Genomic DNA, 22,767 nt, shown 5'->3' on the forward strand with positions numbered 1-22,767 from the left:
GGGGTATGGATATCCTGACGATGAGTATTTCTTTTTAAAACTCATTGATATGAGCAGAGTTGATTATGTGAGGAATCCTAAATCCCATAAGTTTTGTGATTGAGCCAAAAAAATTAGCCGAATAAGTGGAGCTTTGCTTATATCTATGTTGTTGTCAAGCATATTGAGCGGTGTAGTATTAGTTATTATGGAAACTTTAAATTTACCACTGGATATGCAATCAATTAAGGTTATCTGTGGTAGCATCGCCAGCGTGGGATATTTTTATTTTTTCAGACTTTTTACTAAAGAAATCGGGAAAATCAATATAAATGAAATATCGTTAAATAAAAAATTCTCGGTTTGGGATGGCATCGGATATCTGCTCGTTTTATTGGGTGGCACAACAATATTGTCAGGAATTACGGATATTATACTTGAGTTTATTAAGCGATATCTGGTTCATACAGAAAATGTGGGTGTTGTTGAAAATTATATAGGAAATGTACCGGCATGGATACTCCTTGTATGTGTTGTAATCATTTCGCCTGTATTTGAAGAACTATTATTCAGAAAGGTGCTGTTGGAAGAATTACTTCCATATGGCAAGGTTACAGCAATTTTAATAAGCAGTATGCTTTTTGGCATGCTTCATGCAAATCTGGAACAGTTTTTATATACCATTTTTATGGGAATAGTGTGTGCGAATATTGTACTTATTACAGGTAAAGTAAGGTATGCGATTTATCTGCATATGGCATTTAATTTATTTGGAGCGATAATATCGGGTTATATACCGAGCGGGAGATATACAATTTTAACAGAAATTATATTTGTAATAAGTGCTGCCATAATAGTGATACTTAAAGCCAAAACAATGTTTATTATTAAAGATGAAGCCAATGTTAATAAATTCAACTTCAAAAAGGAATTTTGTGGAATTGGTTTTATTATGTTTATGGTTTATTGGATTATTAGTTGTGTGGATGCAATAGCATATTAAAATTAAATCAGATATAAATGGATATGGTATTTCAAAAGGAAAACTTTCTGGCTGAACATTATATCGAGGCTATGTAGCTGGTGCCCTTACAGGAGGTGATATTGGTACATATATGCCAATATAAAAAATAGTTATTTCGAAGAACATAAAAAATATACATTATCTATGCAAATTATTGGATTTTTTGCATTTTTGATGGGAATATTACATTTCTTTAATATTGTGAAAAAGGGACATTATTTAGATGTTGTTCTGTTCTGTGTCCTATTTGTATGGGTTGGGAAATTATCATATGATAAAATAAAAAATGAAAACGCAAAAATCATTAGAACTGCATGCTGCATCAGCATTACTTTGGAAATTTTATCGTTAGTCATTGTGATGCAAGATATAAGAGAGGTCGCTTCAGCAATAGTTATTCTTACGTGTTCATTGATAGCTCTTTCTGTATTTCAAAAAAGAAACATTGCAGAATAAAAGTCAATGAAAGCAGAAATGGTAATGAAAAAAGAAAACAATAAATGGTATATTGGCTGGATAATCTTTCCGGCCTGGTACTTGATAGGAAAAAAATATATCATATTGCCTGTTATACAATCGGTATTTGAAGCAATGAGTTATTCGGATGCGTATCTGATAACAAACTATTTATGGAATCTTATAGCTATAGTTATTTTGTTCAGCCTTTATGGAACAGGGATTTTAAGAGATATAAAAGAGATAAGACAGTATGATGTCAAATCAATAGCTTCGGGATATATCAAATCATTTACTGTAATAGTATTGTTTACAATATTAGGTGGTATTATGCAGTTTATCTTGTCATCCGGAAATAATGAGCAAAGCATAAATGAAATTACGCTCAGAATGACAATGAAAGAACATTATTGGGCTATTATGATTCTTTCTGCATTTATAGGACCCATATTAGAAGAACTGATTTTTAGATGGTTTATATTCAGCTCTATCAAAAAAAGTCTGATAATTAAAGTGATTGTATCATCAGTGCTATTTGGATTAATGCATTTTATACCATCTATAGGGGCAATAAGTTTAAATGAGCTTTGTCTGCAAGCAATACAATATGTATTAGCCGGAATCGCGTTTTGTCTGGTTTATATAAAAAGAGGAAATGTTGTTTTTGGGATAGCAGCTCATATGAGCATCAATTTGATGCATAATTTAATGTATTTGGTTAATAAATGAATGCCGCATTTTAAAAGCTTGTTTGGGGATGGAAATTTATTAGATATAAATTAACCATAACAGTAGTTTGTGTCAAATGGCACCGAAATCATACCAAATAGCACATATATATTGTTTTTTTTCTTATGGTGGTAGTATGTTTAGCAGGATGGTGCATGGGAATGCAAACAATGCTTTTAATAGATGGGGTTAAAAAGTGTGTAAAAGACCATAAAAGATATCTATATAAATTTGGCAAAAAATGAAAGGAGCAAAAGAGATGAAAAAATGTATTTTAGTATGGCAGGTGCCGGTAATAGAAGGAGAGCCGTATAATCCGGTGGAATATGCTGTCCATGTGAGAAAAGCAAAAAAGTTTGCGGAAGCATTGAATCGGCATTTTGCGGAAAAAAATATGGACTACAATTGCGTGCTGGACAAATCAGCCTGCAGTCTTGATGAGATATTTTCTCCACAATATCAGGCAGTGCTGTTTGCACCGGAGGCTAAAACAAGACAGTGGCTCTATAAAAAAGAAGTGCAGAATGAGACCGTGAAAAAGTATTATCTGGAATACATGGAGTACAATAGTGCGCAGATAGAAAAGGTGGCTGAATTTCTGAGCGAATAAACCGGATAATAAATTGTAATTGAGCGTTGAATCCGCTATACTATACTTATAGTACAGCGGATTATTTTTTTTTGGAGGCTTGTATGGTAAATACGATAAAATTACCGGTGGGAATTGATAGTTTTGAAAAGATTCGGAAATATGATTTTTATTATTTAGATAAAACAAAGCTTATAGAGCAGATTTTGAAAAACTGGAGTGAGGTAAGTCTTTTCACTCGTCCACGCAGATTTGGAAAGACTCTTAACATGAGCATGTTGCGCGCTTTTTTTGAGATAGGCACAGATAGCTCATTGTTTGATGGTCTGTATATATCGCAGAATAAAGAATTGTGTCAAGAACACATGGGAAAATACCCTGTCATATTTTTATCGTTAAAGAGTGTGGAGGGATTAAAGTTCGCGGATGCAAGGTATCGTATTATTGAACTCATAGGAAGAGAAGCCCAGCGATTCGAATTTTTAGCAGAAAGTGATAGGCTGTCTAACAATGAAAAAGCGCAGTATAAGGCACTTATTGCATTAGATAATGGCAAATATTCCATGGATGATGATATTTTGGTATCAGGTCTCCAGATGTTATCGCATTTATTATATAAGCATTATGGGAAAAAGACGGTCATTCTGATAGATGAATACGATGTCCCTCTTGATAAGGCATTTCAGAATGGATACTACAAGGAGATGGTTTCGCTTATCAGGGGTATTTTCGGAATGGCATTAAAGACGAATGACTATCTTCAGTTTGCTGTACTGACAGGCTGCCTGCGTATTTCAAAAGAGAGCATTTTTACAGGCTTAAATAATTTTGAAGTTTTATCAATTTTGGATGCGCAGTATGATGAAGCATTCGGATTTACGGATGGAGAGGTTAAGCAGATACTTAAAGATTACAATTTATCTGACCATTATTCCGAGGTAAAAGAGTGGTACGATGGCTATCATTTTGGAAATACAGATATATACTGTCCATGGGATGTAGTACGTTATTGTAAAAGTCTATGCGCAGATCCTACCGCTTTGCCGGAGGATTTCTGGTCAAATTCAAGCGGAAACGCAATCGTCCGTAGATTTATAGACCGTGCTGATGTGCAGACTAAGAACGAGATAGAACGTCTGATAGCAGGTGAGAGTGTTGAGCGGGAAATATCGCAGGAACTCACATATGATGAGCTTGATAAAAATATAGAAAATCTATGGAGTGTGCTTTTTACAACAGGATATCTCACACATCAGGGGCGCACGGAAGATGATAAATACCGTCTGGTCATTCCGAATAAAGAGATCAGAAACCTTTTCATAAAGAAGATCAGAGAGTGGTTCAGTGACACTTCACGAAGAGACGGAAAGACACTCGAAGAATTTTGCAATGCGTTTGTGAATAAGGATACACTAAAAATAGAACAGCTCTTTGGTGACTACCTTTGGAATACTATAAGTATAAGGGATACAGCCACTGCAAAAGTCAGAAAAGAAAATTTCTATCATGGTATTCTCATAGGATTATTGGGCTACAAGGCGAGCTGGCTCATAAAATCAAATGCAGAATCAGGAACAGGCTATAGTGATATTCTTGTCGAGGTACCGGATAACAGGACAGGAATCGTAATAGAACTGAAATACGCCGAGGATGGTGATATGGATGCAGCCTGCAGCAAGGCTTTGGAGCAGATAGAAGAAAAAGAATATGTGGCAAAGCTAAAGCAGGATGGTATGCGCAATTTTATCAAGTATGGAATAGCGTGTTTCAAGAAGGACTGTAAGGTGGTTATAGGGGAATAACAGCTTATCCTGTTTTTGGTACAATTAAATAAGATGGTACACTCATACCACATGGATGGGTTGCTATGAGAGTAGATGATTCAACATATTATATAGATCCTACATACGTGTGTCAAACCGGCGAAATGGACAATCTGAAAATGAAAAATGAAATGGAACGCATTGGAGACAGACAGTATCAGCTTGAGGATTCATTTGAGTATTAGGCAAGGAGTTTATAAACAAATAGAATTTTTAAACGTTTGGTTCATCTTGATTAACAAGATGAACCTTTTTTAATACATATATTATATTTGACGAGAGTAAAATAAAAATATATAATAACTGTAAACTATTTAACGAGAGCAATATGATGATATAAATTATATGGGGGAAAAATGGATATAATTAAACAGACACAGGATTTAACCTATTTAAAATGGTCACATATCAGAAGTTCAAGCGGGACAGCAGGCACTTTTTTAAAGTCAGAATCAATAATGGGAGATAAGAAAATATATTATAAGCTGTCAAATTTTGATCCGGTGAATGGAGTTATAGGGCATGAGTGCATAAATGAAATAATTGTCGACAGATTGCTGACAACACTTGGTGTTGAGCATTTGAATTATGAGCTGATTCATGCTGATATAGAGATTGAGGGAAGAATATATAATACTTTTTTATGTGCTTCCGAGGATTTCAAAAAGCGTGGAGAGAGCAAGATCGCATTGGATGATTATTATAGAGCTAACGCGCGGAAAGGAGAATCGCATTATGACTTTTGTGTGCGATGTGGCTGGGAAAGATATATTGACCAAATGATAGTCATTGATTATCTGATTTTAAATAGAGACCGACACGGTGCTAATATAGAGATTTTGAGAAATACCAGAGAACATTCGCTTCGAATTGCTCCATTATTTGATCATGGATTATCGCTTATGTATTCATGCATGTCAGATCAGGATATAGACAAATTTGACATTATGGAAGATAAAAGATGTCAGAACTTTATCGGAGGATATTCGTGTTATGATAATTTGCAGATTGTAGGAGGAAAGAAAGAGCTTTTTACAGGAAAACTGCAGGAGAAAGATAAAACATTTATTTTTGATGGACTTCAGGATATTGTTTCGGATAAATTTATTGAAAAAGCTTGGAACATGATATATGAAAGGTACAAAATATATGAAAATCTTTAAGATAATTGATGAGGAAAATGATCTTCTGTCAGGGGTGCTATTATATTATGAAAAATCACGTACCGCCATTATAGAATTACCTGAATATCTTGATGAGTGGAATGCACCATTGCTTTTTACAGGATATATAAAGAAAAAGATATATACTATTCCACGGGATATGAGCTTTTGTTGGATAAAGGAGCGTGTGATTCCCAGCGGAAGACAGAATATAGGTGATATACTGAATACACATCATCTAAAATCATATGACGAAATGCAGTTTCTGGAGATTTCGGATGGACGGTGCTCACAGGATAGCCTTTATATCAGAAAGACAGATGAAGTACCAATGTTTGTTGAGGAAAGACAACAGAGAAATCTGAAAGAATGTGTAATAGTAGGAAATGGTCGGCTTCTGTGCTTTTTTTATGATGGCTGTGTAAAAAAAGTGGATATCGCAACACTTGACAATGTCGATGCAGATGATATCGCAAAGGTAATCAGACATAAAGGTTTATATGAGTCAGGACAGATAGGGGTTGGTGGATATTATATTACATTCAACAATTCCATCGACATTCCGGCATGGGCATTATATGGGGCGAAAGAAACGCTGCCACTTACACTTGAGGATTTCAAGAAATTTACCAAAAAAAATATGCTGGATACAACGGAAGTATGCAATACTCTGGAATGTAGCAGACAAAATATTTCTTATATGGTTAAAAAGAAGCATATATTACCGATTAAGGAGTCAGTAAGAGGAAATCTGTATGACAAATGTGAGATACTGAGGTATAAATGGTAAAGTGTTTAATGGAAATATACTAAAAAAATGTAAAGGAAACATATAAACGTGAAAAAACAAAATCCAATAGCCCTGTTACCAATAGCAGTATTTCTCGTACTGTATCTGGGATTGGGAATACTTTTTGAATATATAATGAAAATTCCGATGGGGTTTTATAATGTGCCCATCATAATAGCATTCCTCGTGGCAATACTGGTGGCATGTCTGCAGAATCGTAGTGTGAAATTTGACCAAAAGCTAGAGATAATGGCACAGGGACTAGCTGACAAAAATATCATAACAATGCTGCTCATTTTCCTTACCGCGGGAGCGTTCGTGGGTGTAGTAGGTCGAAGCAGTGCGGAGAGCGTGGCATATTTCATGCTGTCACTGATACCGGCAAGGTTCGCGGTGATGGTGCTTTTTGTTGTGGCATGCTTTGTGTCTATTGCGATGGGGACATCGGTTGGAACCATAACACTGATTGTGCCTATAGCGGCAGCAGTATCGGATGCATCGGGCTTTGGTCTGCCGCTTTGTATAGGCTCCGTAATGGGTGGCGCGATGTTCGGAGACAACCTTTCCTTTATATCAGATACGACCATTGCCGCATGTAACGGACAGGGCTGTCAGATGAAGGACAAATTCAGGGAGAATTTTTTTATTGCACTTCCGGCGGCAGTAATGACGCTGGTTGTTATAGCAATTCTGTCATTCAGGACAGTTATCGCGGGCGCTGTATCGCAGGAATATCATCTGTTGCAGATAGTACCGTATATTCTCGTGCTGTTCGGTGGAATTGCCGGAATAAATGTATTTGTAGTGCTTATAATAGGAATCCTATCGGGAACGGTCATAATGCTCGCAACAGGAAATACAGCACCATACGATCTGCTTACCAATATGGGAAGTGGAGCGTCAGGCATGTTTGAAACCTGTATGGTCGCAGTGCTTGTGGCAGCCATGTGTGCGTTGATCCGTGAATATGGCGGATTTGATGCCCTGCTTTCTGGAATTTACCGGACATTCAAGGGCAAAAGAGGTGGACTGCTCGGTATGGGACTTCTGGTAGGACTTATCGATATTGCCACTGCCAACAACACAGTTGCTATAGTTATGGCAAATCCGATAGCAAAGGAAATGGCTCAGAAATACGGCATCACTCCGCGTAAAACAGCGTCTATACTGGATACATTTTCGTGCATTTTTCAGGGAGTGATACCATATGGAGCGCAGATGCTCGTGGCCATATCGGCAGTGCATGAGCTGGGACATGAGGTGTCAGCCTTTAATATATTGCCGTATCTGTTTTATCCGATGTTTCTGCTGGTAAGCTCGCTGGTGGCTGTTTTGGTTGTTGAAAAAGATGTTCCCTCTTGACAATCATTTATGACAAGAATATAATACATTATGACAAATAAAGTTGTCAAACAGACAAAAATAATTGTCACACGGAGGCGCTATATGACACTGAAGAATCGTTTAAAGGAACGCAGGGCCGCGCTGAATGTCAATCAACAGGAGATGGGCAGGCTGTGTGGTGTGTCGAGACAGACAATCAGCCTTATAGAAAGAGGCGACTATTCACCATCAGTTACCCTGGCACTGACGATAGCAAAGGTGTGCGGTGTTACAGTTGAAGATGTATTTTATTTGCAGGAGGAAGAGGAAGATGAAGATGGAGAGAAATGAGATTAAAGAAGCAAACCGTAAGGCTATGCCGGGATTTCTGCTTCTTGCACTCGTGGGAGCAATTGTGGGTGGTATTGCTGGATTTTATTGCGCAAAATATGATGTTGACCGGTTGGCAGGCAGTATGAAAAGCGCGGGAGCATTTTTCGGCAAATATGTTTCGAGCTGGATATTGCTTGCTATAGCCGTCATCACACCGATAGTGGTTATACCTGTTTATCAAAAGACAAAAAGGCTGCTTTTGGCATGGGATGGAGAGGATGAATCCATATGCGATATTGCAGAGAAGAAGCTTAATACGGTACTCATGATAATCAGCATTGCAATGATATGTGCATTTTTCCTTATCAGCGCAACATATTCAGGGGGATTTGCAATGATTGAAAAACATTTGAATATGTATGTGCTTGCAATTGTGACATTTCTGGTAATACTGGCTGAGGGGGTAATCATCCAGCAAAAGGTAGTTGATATTACCAAAATAATGTATCCGGAGAAAACTGCTTCGGTATATGACTTGAAATTTCAAAAGAAATGGGTAGACAGCTGCGATGAAGCAGAAAAAATAATGATAGGCAGATGTGCCTTTGAGGCATTCAAGGTGACCAATTCAGTATGTGGCGCACTATCCATTATTCTGGCAATAAGTGCTTTGATGTTTGATATAGGATTTTTGCCATCATTTGTCGTCTGTCTGATATGGCTTGTCAACCAGTGTGTATATTGCAGGGCTGCGGCAAAGTGCTCTAAAGTACTTTAAGGTGACCTGATGCAGTAGGGAGGTAAGCTATGGATAACACATGGTTCATTTATTATTTGCTTTTGATGATTATAATATTGTATCTTCCGTGGAAAAGACGGAAACGATATGCAGCAAAAAGAATTATGAAAAAAGGCAAAATAAACAATAGTCAAAGGAGTGAAGGAAAAATTATGAGAGAATTAGCAGAACGTTTTATAGGAAAAGATGTCTATATCAATTTATTGGATGGAAGAGCTGATGGAGTAATAAAGGAAGTTACAGATAATGGAATTGTGTTGGAAAATAAAAATGGAATGCAGGTAGTGAATCTCGATTATGTTGTAAAGCTGCGTGAATATCCACATAATAAAAAGGGAAAACGTAGCACGATTATGGATATGTAGTGACAAAACATGAAAAGGTGGCTGAATTTCCGGGAAATAGTCACGAAATAAATACGATTAAACAGGTGGGAATAGGGGTGTTTTTGAAAAAAAGCATAAAAAATACTGCATACGTGTTATACTACATTATATAGATGTCGTATGAAATATGAACGATAAACACATAAATAAACACAGGATATGAGAAGTAATCGCAATCGCAAATATATTTTGTGAAATACAACAATTGCTTTCTCATAGGAAAAGGAGATAGAAATGCCGGAAAACAGTAGCTGTAGCAGCGCGGGAAGCTGCACAAAATCAAGTTGCGAGGGCTGTCCATCACATAATGGCGGACCACAGAGCTTCCTCGTAGAGCAGAATAAATTTTCAAATATCAAGCATGTAATAGGAGTTGTCAGCGGAAAGGGCGGAGTAGGAAAATCATTCGTCACATCCTCACTGGCAGTAAACATGGCAAAGAAGGGCTACAAGGTAGGTATCCTCGATGCCGATATCACAGGACCGTCAATACCAAAGATGTTTGGCGCACATGACCAGATACTCGGAGACGAAAACGGCCTGATGCATCCGTATGAGACAAAAGAGGGCATCAAGCTCATTTCAGTAAACCTCCTCATGGACAACGAGGAGGATCCGGTTATCTGGAGAGGCCCAGTCATTGCCGGAGTGGTAAAACAGTTCTGGAATGAGACAGCATGGGGCGATATAGACTATCTATTCGTTGATATGCCACCGGGAACAGGAGATGTACCTCTCACCGTATTCCAGTCCCTCCCGGTAGATGGAATTGTAATCGTCACATCACCACAGGAGCTTGTCAATATGATTGTCAAAAAGGCCTACAACATGGCAGAGGCAATGCATATCACAGTGCTTGGTGTGGTAGAAAACTTCAGCTATCTCAAATGCCCTGACTGCGGCAAGGAGATAAAGCTTTTCGGAGAGAGCCATATAGACGAGATCGCCAAAGAGCTTTCAGTACCGGTACTTGGCAAGCTGCCGCTCGATACATCATATGCAGCTATCGCTGATAAGGGTGATTTCTACAGCATAGAAAACGACCACCTCGCAAAAGCAACCGAAGTACTTGAGCGCATTTAAATATTTTGTATCTGTTCAGTATCTATATAGTTACAATATTTCTTTATGAAGCAGGCATATATATCCGCCGGGCGCGGTATATATGCCTGTATTTAATAGAAAACCTTTAAGCATAATTCGTACAGAATCTTAATCGCATAGTGTAGCTGCTGGGTGTGTGGTCTGCGGCACATGAATCCGTGGCATTCGCCCCGCACTATTAAATATTAAACTTTCTTTAAATATGCGATTTCCCTATTTACATTTCGTTCCTTTGGCTTATAATCATATTACCCACGGATTAAACAATAGTTTTTATACTCAAAATTTACGAAAACAACCAAAAAAGGTAAAAAGAGTTAATTTTATTATCAACATTTACCCAAAAATAATAATTTTAACGTCAATTTTTATAAAAAAATGCCCTTGTTTTTGTGCATATTTTTGTCTATATTATCATGTAGTAAAGAGAAGGTAAAAGAAAGGCAAATAGGAGGAAATATGAAGAAAATATTTGATGTATTGAATGTCATTAAACAAAAGCTCTTTGTAAAGAAAGACAAGATTCATTCAGAAAAATATTATCGCAGAATTGATTTTTTAAATAAATATTCGCTTTTATTCCATGCAATCATAGCTATGGCTATCGTATTTATAGTGGAGATTATCTCGCGCAGGAGCTTTATCTCTGCATGTAAGTTCGTAGATGCACATACACTTGCGTTCATGTACAACTCATTTTTAGTGTTTGTATCATTTTCACTTGTGTATCTGTTCAGGCGCAGGGCTTTTGCAAGGGTAATAATTACAGGCTTTTGGACTATCCTCGGAATCATCAACGGCTGTGTGCTTTCAAACCGTGTCACACCGTTTGGTTATACTGATTTAAAGTGTATTCCGGAGCTTTTAGCCATGAACAATACCAGCTATTTCACAGCGCAGCAGGCTACAATAGTTGTATTTGGACTTGGTGCATTTGCACTGTTTCTTGTGGCACTTTTTATCAAGGGACCTAAATATACAGGAAAAATCCGTTATGCAGGCATTTCAGTGGCATTTTTAGCACTGCTTTTCGTGGCAATCCCTGTCACAACCAATGTGGCACAGAATACCAATGTGGTTGCCAGCTACTATTCAAACATCGCCCAGGGCTATGATGATTATGGCTTTGTATACTCATTCTCATCTACCGTAGTTGACCGTGGAATGAAAAAGCCGGAGGACTACAATAAGCAGAATGTGGAAGATGTAGAGCAGAAGGTCAATTCTCAGAAGCAGACCACCACAGTGGACGGAAAGACCGGTCCAAACATCATCTGTGTGCTTTTAGAGTCATTCTGTGACCCGGACGAGATTAATTTCCTTCAGGTGAATGAGGATCCTATTCCTACATTCCATGAGCTTGAGAAAAACTATTCAAGCGGATATCTGACTGTACCTGTAGTCGGAGCAGGAACTGCTAACACAGAGTTTGAGATGCTTACAGGACTCAGCATGCAGTATTTCGGTACAGGAGAGTATCCATACAAGACTATCTTAAAGCAGACAGATTGCGAGAGCATTGCCTCTGATTTATCTAATATTGGATATGCAACACATGTAGTGCACAACAACGGCGGTAATTTCTACAGCCGTACCAATGCATTTTCACAGATGGGCTTTGACACCTTTACCAGCAAGGAGCTCATGAATATCACAGAGTATACTCCAAACGGAAGCTGGCCTACAGATGATATTCTCGTCAGCGAGACAATGAAGACCTTTGATGCTACACCGGATCAGTCTGATTTTACTTATATCATCACAGTTGGTACTCACGGTGACTATCCAAAGGAGCCTGTTATTGAAAATCCTACATACACCGTATCAGGTGTTGAGGACGAGGGCATGAAAAATGCCTGGACATATTATGTAAACCAGCTCAACGAGGCTGACCGCTTCATCAAGGAGCTCACAGATGAGCTTTCTAAGAGAGATGAGGACACCATCGTTGTTATGTTTGGCGATCACCTCCCTACAATGGGACTTCAGAATTCTGATATGAAGTCAGGTGATATCTACAAGACAAAGTACATTACATGGAACAACATGGGACTGCCAAAGGAGGATGCTGACCTTTATGCTTACCAGCTTCTTGCCCAGACTACAGACACTGTAGGTATCCATGAGGGAACTATCATGAACTATCATCAGACTCATATGAATAGTACTGATGAGGCATCATATCAGGATGGTCTTGACCTGTTACAGTACGATATCCTTTATGGAAAGCGCTACTGCTACAACGGCACAGATTTATATCCGGCTTCAGATCTTGTCATGGGAATTGACAAGGTGGACATCACAAATGTGTCTGATTCATCGACCGGTGATACAGTATATATTTACGGTCACAACTTTACCAACTGGAGTAAGGTTTATATCAACGACTCCAAGGTGGCTTCGACTTATCTCTCAGCAGGTGTGCTTGCTATCAAGAAGGAAGACATCAGTGATGGTGATGAGATAACTGTGTGCCAGGTTGGATCTAGTGATACCATTTTCAGAAAGTCTGAGAATGCGTATACATATGTGGATCCTGCAGTGGAGCACGACAGTGAGTCGGAGACAGATGAACCGACAGAGAACCAGTAGATTTTAATGAATTTTTTCTTGGGTGGACGGGGCGTAGGTCTCGGGTTCCAGTGTGGAGTGGCGGCATGTGCTCTCGCGTTCGCTACGCTTCGCAGCCAAGATTCTGTACGAAATTATGCTTTTTAGGGTTTATATGCTTGACGAAACCGGAGTATATGCGCCGTCCATGGCGCATATACTCCTTGCCCCGCCGTCCTTGGCGGGGCATTTCTGCGTTTCATGGGCATAATTTCTACAGTATCTAGGCAGCTTCACTATGCGCTCACACGAGAGCACACGCCGCCACTCCACACCGAGACCCGGGACCTACGCCCCTTACGTTGTGGTAAAATTGTCGCGTGTGTGCACCGGTCTTCGCCCGGTGCTTACGCTTCGTGCTTGTAAAATGTAGGTATGGTGTGTCTTAAGATATAATGATATGAGGGTCAAAAGGTATTTTGCCCCTCATTTATGATTAATCAGATTACTACATGTTACGCATTCCCGTAATCTGACTACACCTCGAAATCCGCTAATTTCCTGCGTTTCCGCAGCAAATTGCTACTTTCTCGGTGTAGTGCGGGTCACTAAGGTATACATCGAATTGCATGCAAGCATGCATCGATGATACCTTTTGACCCTTTAATGATATAATTAATGGGTTGAAAATTGTGTATATTGATGATACAATTTCAACGGTTAATGATTACATTAATTTTAGATTTTAAGTATGGAGGTGAATTTCATGGACAGTAGTGATGGTCTTGGGCGAAGTAAGAACAACATCGGTGCTGATATACAAGTGAGTATTGTATTGGCAGACATAGTGGATTCTGTCCGTGGAAGGATTCATCACCGGACAGCTTTTAGAGGTACAGTGTAGGCATATTAAGGAATATCGGCTTACGCCGTGCTGTATTTTGCTGTGCACAAATGCATACTTGTTTATATATCAGGGCACCGTGAGGTGCTTTTTTCGTGCGCAAATTTATAGAGTGCACGGGTTTGGCATTTCTTTTCCTGATTGAGTTGTAATATTGGTCGTAGTACATAAATATTTAGAATATATCTTGACAAAGGTGTGCATATACTGTATATATTTATATATACAGTATATGCACACCTATTTTAATTGTGGGAAAGCAAAGGAGAGAGTTATGCTAAGAGTTCATGAATTGGATAAGGAAATGTCCGGGGAGGACAGGTTTCATCTGGAAAACATATCGTTTCATTTGCCAAAGGGTTATATATGCGGCCTTGTAGGAGAAAACGGAGCAGGCAAGACAACTCTTTTACGCTGCCTGATGGGACTGTATAGGTCAACAGGAGACATAGTGATAGATGGACACAATTTAAACAGCGATGAGGCAGCCGCCAGGGAGGTAATAGCGGTAGTAGGTGATGAGGGATTTTTTGATGAGAATATAAATCTTGAAAAGCTCGGAAAATACTATGGGCAGATGTATGTGCGGTTTGATATGGAAATGTATCTGGGATATCTTGAAAGATTTAACCTTGATAGAAAGCAGAAATACAAAAAACTGTCCAAAGGTATGAAAATCAAAGCGCAGCTTGCATTTGCACTGTCGTATGGAGCAAAGCTTTTTTTGTTCGATGAGCCTACTGCAGGGCTTGACAAGCACTTCAGGGAGGATTTTTTAAGGCTGTGTACAGAGCTTGTGTCAGATGGTGGAAAAAGCATTATTATTTCTTCTCATATTACGGAGGATCTGGACAGAATAGCAGACTATATTGCATATATGCAGGCAGGGAGGCTGTTGTTTTTTAAGCCTAAGGATGCTGCGTGTGAGCATTTTCGGATAGTTACAGGACCTGTATATAAATGTAAGCTGATACCCAGGGAAGCAGTGGTTTACATGGAAGAAGGCACATACAGCTCCACTGCCATGGTTATAAGGGATAAATGTATTCTGGTAGACAGAGAGCTTCAAGAGCATACTCCGGATATCAGGGAGCTGATACATTATCTGGTGAAAGGGGGAAAAGAAAATGCCGAAAATATTGTGGAAAAATATTTTGGATAGCAGCAGGCGGGAGCTTGTTTTGGCCATAGTTATGATACCATTATTCTGGCTTGGAATTACAGAAGGCTCATTTGGAGGCCTGAATCAGGTAATGTATATATACAATTTGATGATCAGCATTTTTTCCATTTTCAGCAATCATAATAGAAGCGCATTCGAATTGCCACAGTATATGTATCTGGCTCCGTATTCAAGAGAACAAAGACAGCATTATATACAAAAAATGTTCAAATACAGATTCCGTGTGTCGTATATAGTGCTGCTTTTACCGATATTAATCACGGCAATAATCAGCCCTGATAAGACTCTGACAGTATCAGGAATAGTCTATTATATGTGTGAGATGCTTGTAATGGCAGGTATTTTGTATTGTACTTCATTTGACAATTATCTAGGCAGCGTGAATCCGGGCAGATTAACGATATTTGATGTAATCATGTTTATGTCTGCGGTGGTTGTTGCCGCAAGCTATGACCAGAATGACAGCTCGCTGGATTTGGTTCAGATATTAATTTCTTTAGTGATAGGTGTGTTTTTTATATCGATGATTGTATCCTGCAGGAAAAAATATTATGACGATATTGTTCGCTGTATGGCAGATTACGAGTTTGCTGAATCAAAAAAAGACAAAAAAATTGCGTAGAGGTGTGTATGAAAATAGTCATTTCAACAACAGTTAGTATGCCGATATATGAGCAGATTATAAATCAGATACGCGATGCAGTGGTAAGCGGTGAGCTTAAGGCAGGCGATGGCATGCCGTCAATCAGAGTGCTGGCAAAGGAGCTGGCAGTCAGTGTGATTACGACAAAGCGTGCTTATGAGGAGCTGGAAAAGGAAGGAGTAATAGAGTCGGTGCCGGGGCGTGGATTTTACGTGTGCGAGCAGAAAAATGATCTTTTGCGTGAAAAACAGATGATGAATCTTGAGAACAGGATGTCAGAACTGCTTGCAGATTGTGAGAATGCCGGAATGACCTTGAAGGATATAATAGATATGGTTCGTGTATTGGGAGAAAAATAATGGATGAGATAATTATAAAAATAGAAAATGCCTCTTTAAAATTAAAAAAATTTGTGATTAAGCCCGCAAATTTAGAAATACCAAAGGGCTACATTGTAGGTGTACAGGGAGAAAATGGTGCGGGAAAGACCACACTGCTTCATATGATGCTTGGAATGTATGACAAAATGAAGGGCAAAATATACATAGACGGTCTTGATGTTGTAAAAAATAAGACTAAGGTAAAAGAGATTGTAGGAATAGTGTCGCAGGACAGGAAATTTTACCTGTCGCAGGATGCCAATGGAAACGAAAAAATATACAGTCCATTTTATAAGAACTGGGATAGTGAGGAGTATCACAGGATGCTTGCACATTTGGAGCTTTCCCCAAGACGCAGATTGTGCTCGTTTTCTACAGGAGAAATGATAAAGTATCAGTTTGCATTTGCGGCAGCATACAGACCCAAAGTGCTTCTGATGGATGAGCCGACTGCCAATCTAGACCCGGTGTTCAGGGATGACTTCTTAAAATTACTGCAGGAATTTGTGGCAGAGTATGAGATGACAATACTCTTTGCCACGCATCTGGACGATGATTTGTCGAGGGTGGCAGACTATGTTATAGATGTAAAGAACGGAGAATATTCAATGCGTGAGATGCTAGAGTAGTTTATAATTGCTGGCGGTCACACTGAGATGAGAATAGTATGATTTTATGAATTGTATTATGCGTACAGCACGCAATAGAAAACAGATGGAGATGTGAAATGAATATGAGTACCCTGATTAAAACGGAGCACGACAATTGGAAAAAGCGCATGATAGTTGAGACCTGCGGAACGTATGTCCTCATGAATATGGGTATGGGTTTTGTGGTAATCGCAGGTGCATTTTGTGGTGTAATGAATACTGAATTTGATCTTTATTATTATAATATGGTGGTATTTTTTACATTTGGATTGTATTATGCACAGTCCAGATACATTACATATATATGGGAAAATGGTAGAAAAGTTAATATATTTGAGAAATATATATATTCGCCGGTTGACCTTAAAAAGTTGAGAAAAGCAAAGCTTATAGTAGTTGGAAAAAATATTATGATACCGGTCATACTTGGACAGCTCTCAGCAATTCTTATGAGAGGGGTATCTTATGGATGGCATGTAAAAAGCTGGCTCGATTTGGGACTGTATACACCGGTTATGGTGGGAATTGGTTTTTTGATTTTTAAGGAATCTGAGCATAGATGGCTGTGCTTTAAGGCAGTAAGAAATTAAGCCTGCCAATAAAAAGGGTTTTTATTGGCTTTATTTGGTAACTAGTGTATACTATTTGCATATAACAGCTTCGTTAAGCAGATATAGATACACATAAAAGAAAGGTATAATCATGGACATCGTATTAGAAAATTACAAAGGATTAAAGGCAAACATCCTCTCATTCCCTGAGCAGTATCTTCAGATGACAGGCAAGACTATGGATAGCTTAAAGGATGAACTCAAGCCGGATTTACTTCGTATGAAGGCATCACAGCTCATCATAGATGCGGCTGAGATTATCATGGAAGAAAGCGGAAAATAATGTATAGAATATTTTTGGTTGAGGATGACGAGACCATAGCAAAGCTTGTCAGAAGACATTTGGAAAAATGGGATTATGATGTGCATGTGGTGCAGAAATTTGATGCTGTAATGTCAGAATTTGCATCGTTTGATCCGCAGCTTGTGCTTATGGATATCGGTCTGCCGTTTTACAATGGGTATCACTGGTGTACGGAAATCAGAAGGGTATCAAAGGTTCCTGTGGTTTTCCTGTCATCCGCTGCAGATAATATGAATATAGTGATGGCAGTCAGTATGGGGGCTGATGACTTTATAGCAAAGCCGTTTGACCTCGATGTGCTGACCGTAAAGATACAGGCTATCATCAGGCGCTGCTATGATTTTGGCGCAAACAACAGTGTTTTGGAGCATAATGGCGCCATGCTCAATATATCTGATGCCACCATAACCTATGACGATAAAAGGCTCGAGCTTACAAAGAATGAGCTCAAAATATTGCAGACACTTTTTGACAACAAAGAAAGGATTGTATCACGCAGCCTTCTAATGGAAAAGCTGTGGGAGAGTGATGCGTATGTGGACGAGAATACACTTTCGGTGAATGTCAACAGGCTGCGTAAAAAGCTGGATTCTATAGGGCTTGAGAGCTTTATTGTCACAAAAAAGGGGCTTGGGTACAGGCTGGGGTGAGAGGTCATGGCAAAAATAGAAAACAAACCGCATCTGACAAATTTTATAAAACAAAACTATATATGGATTCTGATGATAGTCACAATGTCATGTATCCATTTGCTTTACATGTACCTGATTGGTGCGCGCAAACAGGATCTGGTGTATGCGGCAGTGCTTGATGCAATACTTCTTCTGATAACAGTTTTGGTTGGATTTTTCAGATATAGCAGCAAGGTAAAAGCTCTAAGCAATGCTTTAAAGCGTCCGGTTGAGGAACAGGCACAGCTTCCGGAAGCAACAGATGATGTGGATATACTTTATCATCGGCTGCTGGAAAATCAAAGTATTGCAAGAAGTGAGTCAGAAAGCAGTGCTGCAATCAGACAATCACAGATGAGAGATTATTACTCTATGTGGGTGCACCAGATAAAGACCCCGATATCGGCTATGAAACTACTGCTTGAGGCAGAGCGGGAGGCGCTTGGGCAGCTTATATGTGATGATGAACAGAGTCAGTGCCATATAGGCGATATGACCGGTGGGAATATCGGTGCTGCCGGATTAAATGCTGCTTTGAAACAACAGGCTGTACTCACAGAGCTGTCAGATAACATGGACTCGTTTGAGGACGAATTGTTCCGCATAGAGGAATATGTCAGTATGGCTTTGCAGTATCAGCGTGTGAACAGCACCGAAAATGATTTTGTGCTTGAAAAAGTCAGTGTGGATGGCGTCATACGTGATACCATTAAAAAATATGCAAAAATTATGATACGAAGGCATATTGGGATAAATTATTCAGGAACCGGGCAGGAGGTATATACTGACGGAAAATGGCTTGCATTTATGCTGGAACAGATACTTTCAAATGCCATAAAATATACACCGCAGGGGGTTGTTACAATAGAAACTGCAGAGGAAAAAGAACGGTTTTTTATTACAATAAAGGATACCGGAATAGGAATCAAAGCCGAGGATCTGCCACGCGTTTTTGAAAAGGGCTACACAGGCTACAATGGTCATGCCGATAAGAAGGCTACGGGAATTGGGCTTTATCTGTGCAGGCAGATGGCAGACAAGCTGGGGCATACAATCCGCATGGAGTCAGAGATTGGAAAAGGAACTAAGGTGTGGATAGGGTTTGATCTGGATTATGCAGATATGAGGGATTAGGATATAATGATATGAGGGGCAAAAGGTAATTTGCCCCTCTTTTTGCTACTCCAGATTAAGTTTCTTTGTCATATTGTATATCGAACCTGCGACATACACCACTGTGAGAAGCAGCGATACGGCAAGTGCACCTCCGGTTTTAAATTATTGAGATGATTTTCATATACCATCAGAGACTTTCTCAGGTGTAAAATCGACTCATTTCTTACAAAAATGTAAGATACGAGGTCGAAATGTAAGCTGATTCGATAGCATACATTCCGGCCTTTTGTTATTATAATTACATGAAGCAGCAACAATGTAAGTTGTGAAGCCGATTATGACGTCATATTTAAAATAAATGTAACAAAAATAGAAGTTTAAATAACACTTTGAAATCATCGTAAAGGAGCATTGAAATGGCAATCTTAGAAGTAAGTAACCTCAAAAAAATATATACCACCAGATTTGGTGGAAATCAGGTACAGGCATTGAAAAACATCAATTTCTCTGTAGAGGAAGGTGAGTATGTGGCAATCATGGGAGAGTCCGGCTCAGGAAAGACGACACTCTTAAATATTCTCGCGGCACTTGATAAGCCGACAGCGGGAGAGGTACTCTTAAATGGAAAGAACCTTGTCTCATTGAAGGAAAAGGAGATATCTGCCTTCAGGCGTGAGCATCTGGGCTTCGTATTTCAGGATTTTAATCTGCTTGACAATTTTTCACTGAAGGACAATATCTTTTTACCGCTTGTGCTGTCAGGTGTGGACTATAGGGATATGGAAAAAAGGCTTGCACCTATAGCTTCACTGCTTGGAATTGAAAAGCTGCTTAATAAATATCCATACGAGGTGTCAGGAGGACAGAAACAAAGGGCAGCAGTGGCACGTGCGATAATAACAAATCCCGAATTAATTTTGGCTGATGAGCCAACAGGAGCACTGGATTCAAAGGCAACAGATAGTCTGCTTAGGCTGTTCAACAGGATAAACGAGGACGGACAGACCATTCTCATGGTGACACACAGCACAAAGGCTGCAAGTCATGCCAACAGGGTGCTTTTCATAAAGGACGGTCAGGTGTTCCATCAGATTTACCGTGGCAATCTTACAAATGACGAGCTTTATGTGAAGATTCAGGATGCACTTATGCTGATTACGACAGGTGGTGAGAAGCATGAATAAAATATATAGCAGGCTGGCATTTACAAATATAAAAAATAATAAGACGCTCTATATGCCTTACATTATATCGGGAATGGTCATGATAGCCATGTTTTATGTGATGATGTTTTTAAACAACTCAAAGGGACTTGGCAAGGTGCCGGGTGCGGAGATATTGGTGGATATAATGGGGCTTGGATGCGGAATAATAGCGATTTTTTCATATATATTTCTGTTTTATACAAACAGCTTTATCATCAAAAGGCGCAAGAAAGAGGTAGGAATATACAATATTCTTGGCATGGAAAAACGTCATATCGCGAGAGTTTTGTCAATTGAGACACTTACTGTAGCACTCGCAGCAATAGCATCTGGAATCATAGCCGGGATTTTATTTTCCAAGCTGATGATTATGTTTCTTTATAGAATTATAAATATTAAAGCACAAATTAATTTTACTGTATCTACTAGCGCTGTTGTGAATACAATACTTATTTTTGGAGTGCTGTATTTTCTCACTCTCATCTATAACCTGATGCAGGTGAAGCTTGCTAATCCGATAGAGCTGCTTCGCGGGGGCAATGTCGGTGAGAAAGAGCCAAAGAACAAATGGTTTATCGCTATTATAGGTCTGTTATGTCTGGCAGGGGGATATTATATTGCAATTACGACAAAGAACCCGCTGCAGGTGCTTTCCCTGTTTTTTGTAGCAGTACTTCTGGTCATAATAGGAACCTACTTTCTGTTTATTTCCGGAAGCATCGTGATACTGAAGGCTCTCAGGAAAAATAAAGGCTTCTACTATAACAAAAAGCATTTTGCAGCGGTTTCAGGAATGATTTACAGAATGAAGCAGAATGCGGGCGGACTAGCGAGTATATGTGTGCTTTCCACCATGGTACTGGTGGTTGTTTCCACAACCGTGAGCATGTATGCGGGCACGGAGGGCGAGCTTAAGCAGAGATATCCTTCGGATATCAGTGTATATAGCTGGTATAAGGAAGTGCCGGCTGATGTGAATCTGGATGATGCACTTAAAGAAGCTGCTGCAGATTCGGATAAAATAATAGCTGACTCTGCTTGTAATGTTAAAGACAGCAAAAGCTACACTTATTTTAGCTGGACAGTGTTTAGAGAGGGGACAGAGTTTAAGCCGGTGTTAAGTTACGATAACGATATTTCCCTGTTGTATTTTGTTACAGGAGATGAAATTGATGAGATGGAGACCGGCTTTAAAGAGAGTCTGAATAAAAAAATCCCACAGCTTGATACCGGTTCGGTGGCTGTTTATGGAACGGAAAAGTTTAATGGCGATATAATTAATCTGTTGGGCAAAGAATTTAAAGTGGCTGCGACAGAAAAAACAGCTGTAAGTAAAGACAGCTATATGTCCTCTATGTATAGTGGTGTGTACTATGTAGTGGTAGACAGCAAGGCAACACTTGCAGAGATATTTAACCTGAACAGCTCGCTGGGAGAGGATAGTGTGCCGACTATGCTCAACAATGAAATTGATTATAATCTGTACGGCAGCAGTGAGGATAAGGTTGCTGTGGCAAAGGCGCTGGATAAGCATTTTGAGGAAAATAGTGTAAAATCAGATGTGTCAGGCTTCTATGAGGAAAGCCGTGATGCGAACAGAGAACAAATCTATGTGCTGTACGGAGGCCTGTTCTTTATCGGAATATTCCTTGGAACGATGTTTCTTATGGTTACTGTGATGATTATTTTCTATAAGCAGATTTCAGAGGGCTATGATGACAAAGCCCGGTATGAGATTATGGAGAAGGTGGGCATGAGCAATGACGAGGTGAAGAAATCCATTACTTCACAGGTGCGCATGGTGTTTTTCCTGCCGATTATGCTTGCGGCGTGTCACCTTGCAGCGGCATTTCCTCTGCTGCGCAGGCTGCTTGCCATGTGTAATCTGACGGATGTTAAGCTTATTGTGATCTGTATGGTTGCTACGTTTTTTGTGTTTATGGTCATATACTATATTGTTTTCAAGATTACTTCGAGAGCATACTACAGGATTGTGGGAAACCAGATTTAGGGGTTTCATATGAATTATGAATGCGCTATAATAGGACATAG

24 protein-coding genes are annotated in these 22,767 nt (G+C 39.3%); all 24 read left to right on the forward strand.

The annotated features are described in order from the left end of the window. The first annotated feature begins 187 nt into the window (after positions 1-187). The 24 genes from ACTQ1L_RS14100 (at position 188) to ACTQ1L_RS14215 (ending at position 22,726) form a co-directional block, all read left to right on the forward strand. On the forward strand, positions 188-982 hold the full coding sequence (locus tag ACTQ1L_RS14100) for a CPBP family intramembrane glutamic endopeptidase (protein WP_441367816.1): 795 nt from the start codon (positions 188-190) through the stop codon (positions 980-982). Between the two features lie 501 nt (positions 983-1,483). Next, positions 1,484-2,188, forward strand: a complete 705-nt coding sequence (locus tag ACTQ1L_RS14105) for a CPBP family intramembrane glutamic endopeptidase (protein WP_441367818.1) — start codon at positions 1,484-1,486, stop codon at positions 2,186-2,188. Positions 2,189-2,447: 259 nt separating this feature from the next. Then, complete coding sequence (locus ACTQ1L_RS14110) at positions 2,448-2,798, forward strand: hypothetical protein (RefSeq protein ID WP_441367820.1); 351 nt, start codon at positions 2,448-2,450, stop codon at positions 2,796-2,798. Positions 2,799-2,881: 83 nt separating this feature from the next. Beyond that, positions 2,882-4,579 (forward strand): AAA family ATPase, encoded by a 1,698-nt coding sequence (locus tag ACTQ1L_RS14115; RefSeq protein ID WP_441367822.1) that lies wholly within the window; start codon positions 2,882-2,884, stop codon positions 4,577-4,579. Positions 4,580-4,644: 65 nt separating this feature from the next. Continuing rightward, positions 4,645-4,785, forward strand: a complete 141-nt coding sequence (locus tag ACTQ1L_RS14120) for a hypothetical protein (RefSeq protein ID WP_441367824.1) — start codon at positions 4,645-4,647, stop codon at positions 4,783-4,785. Between the two features lie 171 nt (positions 4,786-4,956). After that, the gene (locus ACTQ1L_RS14125; protein ID WP_117714575.1) at positions 4,957-5,763 is read left to right on the forward strand and encodes a hypothetical protein; all 807 of its coding nucleotides are present in this window, start codon (positions 4,957-4,959) and stop codon (positions 5,761-5,763) included. Then, complete coding sequence (locus ACTQ1L_RS14130) at positions 5,732-6,553, forward strand: hypothetical protein (RefSeq protein ID WP_441367826.1); 822 nt, start codon at positions 5,732-5,734, stop codon at positions 6,551-6,553. Before ACTQ1L_RS14125 ends, ACTQ1L_RS14130 begins: the two co-directional genes overlap by 32 nt. Before the next feature lie 48 nt (positions 6,554-6,601). Continuing rightward, positions 6,602-7,915, forward strand: coding sequence for a Na+/H+ antiporter NhaC family protein (locus tag ACTQ1L_RS14135; protein WP_441367828.1), 1,314 nt, complete (start codon positions 6,602-6,604; stop codon positions 7,913-7,915). Positions 7,916-7,999: 84 nt separating this feature from the next. After that, a complete protein-coding gene (locus ACTQ1L_RS14140; protein WP_321110117.1) occupies positions 8,000-8,227 on the forward strand; it encodes a helix-turn-helix transcriptional regulator in 228 nt (75 codons plus the stop codon). Next, positions 8,208-8,987 (forward strand): DUF3169 family protein, encoded by a 780-nt coding sequence (locus tag ACTQ1L_RS14145; protein ID WP_321110116.1) that lies wholly within the window; start codon positions 8,208-8,210, stop codon positions 8,985-8,987. The genes ACTQ1L_RS14140 and ACTQ1L_RS14145 overlap by 20 nt, the downstream gene beginning before the upstream one ends. A gap of 29 nt (positions 8,988-9,016) precedes the next feature. After that, positions 9,017-9,373, forward strand: coding sequence for a DUF6897 domain-containing protein (locus tag ACTQ1L_RS14150; protein WP_441367831.1), 357 nt, complete (start codon positions 9,017-9,019; stop codon positions 9,371-9,373). Positions 9,374-9,628: 255 nt separating this feature from the next. Further along, positions 9,629-10,477: an Mrp/NBP35 family ATP-binding protein gene (locus ACTQ1L_RS14155; protein ID WP_012743855.1), complete on the forward strand. Its 849-nt coding sequence runs from the start codon at positions 9,629-9,631 to the stop codon at positions 10,475-10,477. A 480-nt stretch (positions 10,478-10,957) separates the two neighbouring features. Beyond that, positions 10,958-13,090, forward strand: a complete 2,133-nt coding sequence (locus ACTQ1L_RS14160) for an LTA synthase family protein (protein WP_441367833.1) — start codon at positions 10,958-10,960, stop codon at positions 13,088-13,090. 724 nt (positions 13,091-13,814) lie between these two features. Beyond that, positions 13,815-13,952 carry a hypothetical protein gene (locus ACTQ1L_RS14165; protein ID WP_441367835.1) on the forward strand — a complete coding sequence of 46 codons (138 nt, stop codon included), beginning with the start codon at positions 13,815-13,817 and terminating at the stop codon, positions 13,950-13,952. 274 nt (positions 13,953-14,226) lie between these two features. After that, on the forward strand, positions 14,227-15,114 hold the full coding sequence (locus ACTQ1L_RS14170; protein ID WP_441367837.1) for an ABC transporter ATP-binding protein: 888 nt from the start codon (positions 14,227-14,229) through the stop codon (positions 15,112-15,114). Continuing rightward, complete coding sequence (locus tag ACTQ1L_RS14175) at positions 15,080-15,757, forward strand: hypothetical protein (protein ID WP_441367839.1); 678 nt, start codon at positions 15,080-15,082, stop codon at positions 15,755-15,757. The genes ACTQ1L_RS14170 and ACTQ1L_RS14175 overlap by 35 nt, the downstream gene beginning before the upstream one ends. Positions 15,758-15,765: 8 nt before the next feature. Next, the gene (locus ACTQ1L_RS14180) at positions 15,766-16,137 is read left to right on the forward strand and encodes a GntR family transcriptional regulator (RefSeq protein ID WP_012743847.1); all 372 of its coding nucleotides are present in this window, start codon (positions 15,766-15,768) and stop codon (positions 16,135-16,137) included. Beyond that, a complete protein-coding gene (locus ACTQ1L_RS14185) occupies positions 16,137-16,787 on the forward strand; it encodes an ATP-binding cassette domain-containing protein (RefSeq protein WP_441367841.1) in 651 nt (216 codons plus the stop codon). Before ACTQ1L_RS14180 ends, ACTQ1L_RS14185 begins: the two co-directional genes overlap by 1 nt. Before the next feature lie 98 nt (positions 16,788-16,885). Further along, positions 16,886-17,398 (forward strand): hypothetical protein, encoded by a 513-nt coding sequence (locus ACTQ1L_RS14190; protein WP_321110109.1) that lies wholly within the window; start codon positions 16,886-16,888, stop codon positions 17,396-17,398. A gap of 112 nt (positions 17,399-17,510) precedes the next feature. Beyond that, positions 17,511-17,702, forward strand: a complete 192-nt coding sequence (locus ACTQ1L_RS14195) for a hypothetical protein (RefSeq protein WP_441367844.1) — start codon at positions 17,511-17,513, stop codon at positions 17,700-17,702. Beyond that, on the forward strand, positions 17,702-18,373 hold the full coding sequence (locus ACTQ1L_RS14200) for a response regulator transcription factor (RefSeq protein WP_012743841.1): 672 nt from the start codon (positions 17,702-17,704) through the stop codon (positions 18,371-18,373). The genes ACTQ1L_RS14195 and ACTQ1L_RS14200 overlap by 1 nt, the downstream gene beginning before the upstream one ends. A gap of 6 nt (positions 18,374-18,379) precedes the next feature. After that, on the forward strand, positions 18,380-19,528 hold the full coding sequence (locus tag ACTQ1L_RS14205; protein WP_441367845.1) for a sensor histidine kinase: 1,149 nt from the start codon (positions 18,380-18,382) through the stop codon (positions 19,526-19,528). A gap of 398 nt (positions 19,529-19,926) precedes the next feature. After that, positions 19,927-20,694 carry an ABC transporter ATP-binding protein gene (locus tag ACTQ1L_RS14210; protein ID WP_012743833.1) on the forward strand — a complete coding sequence of 256 codons (768 nt, stop codon included), beginning with the start codon at positions 19,927-19,929 and terminating at the stop codon, positions 20,692-20,694. Next, positions 20,687-22,726, forward strand: a complete 2,040-nt coding sequence (locus tag ACTQ1L_RS14215; protein ID WP_441367847.1) for an ABC transporter permease — start codon at positions 20,687-20,689, stop codon at positions 22,724-22,726. Before ACTQ1L_RS14210 ends, ACTQ1L_RS14215 begins: the two co-directional genes overlap by 8 nt. Positions 22,727-22,767: the final 41 nt, after the last annotated feature.

It is taken from the genome of Agathobacter sp. LCP21S3_B2 (genome assembly GCF_052118705.1).
Classification (GTDB): domain Bacteria; phylum Bacillota; class Clostridia; order Lachnospirales; family Lachnospiraceae; genus Roseburia.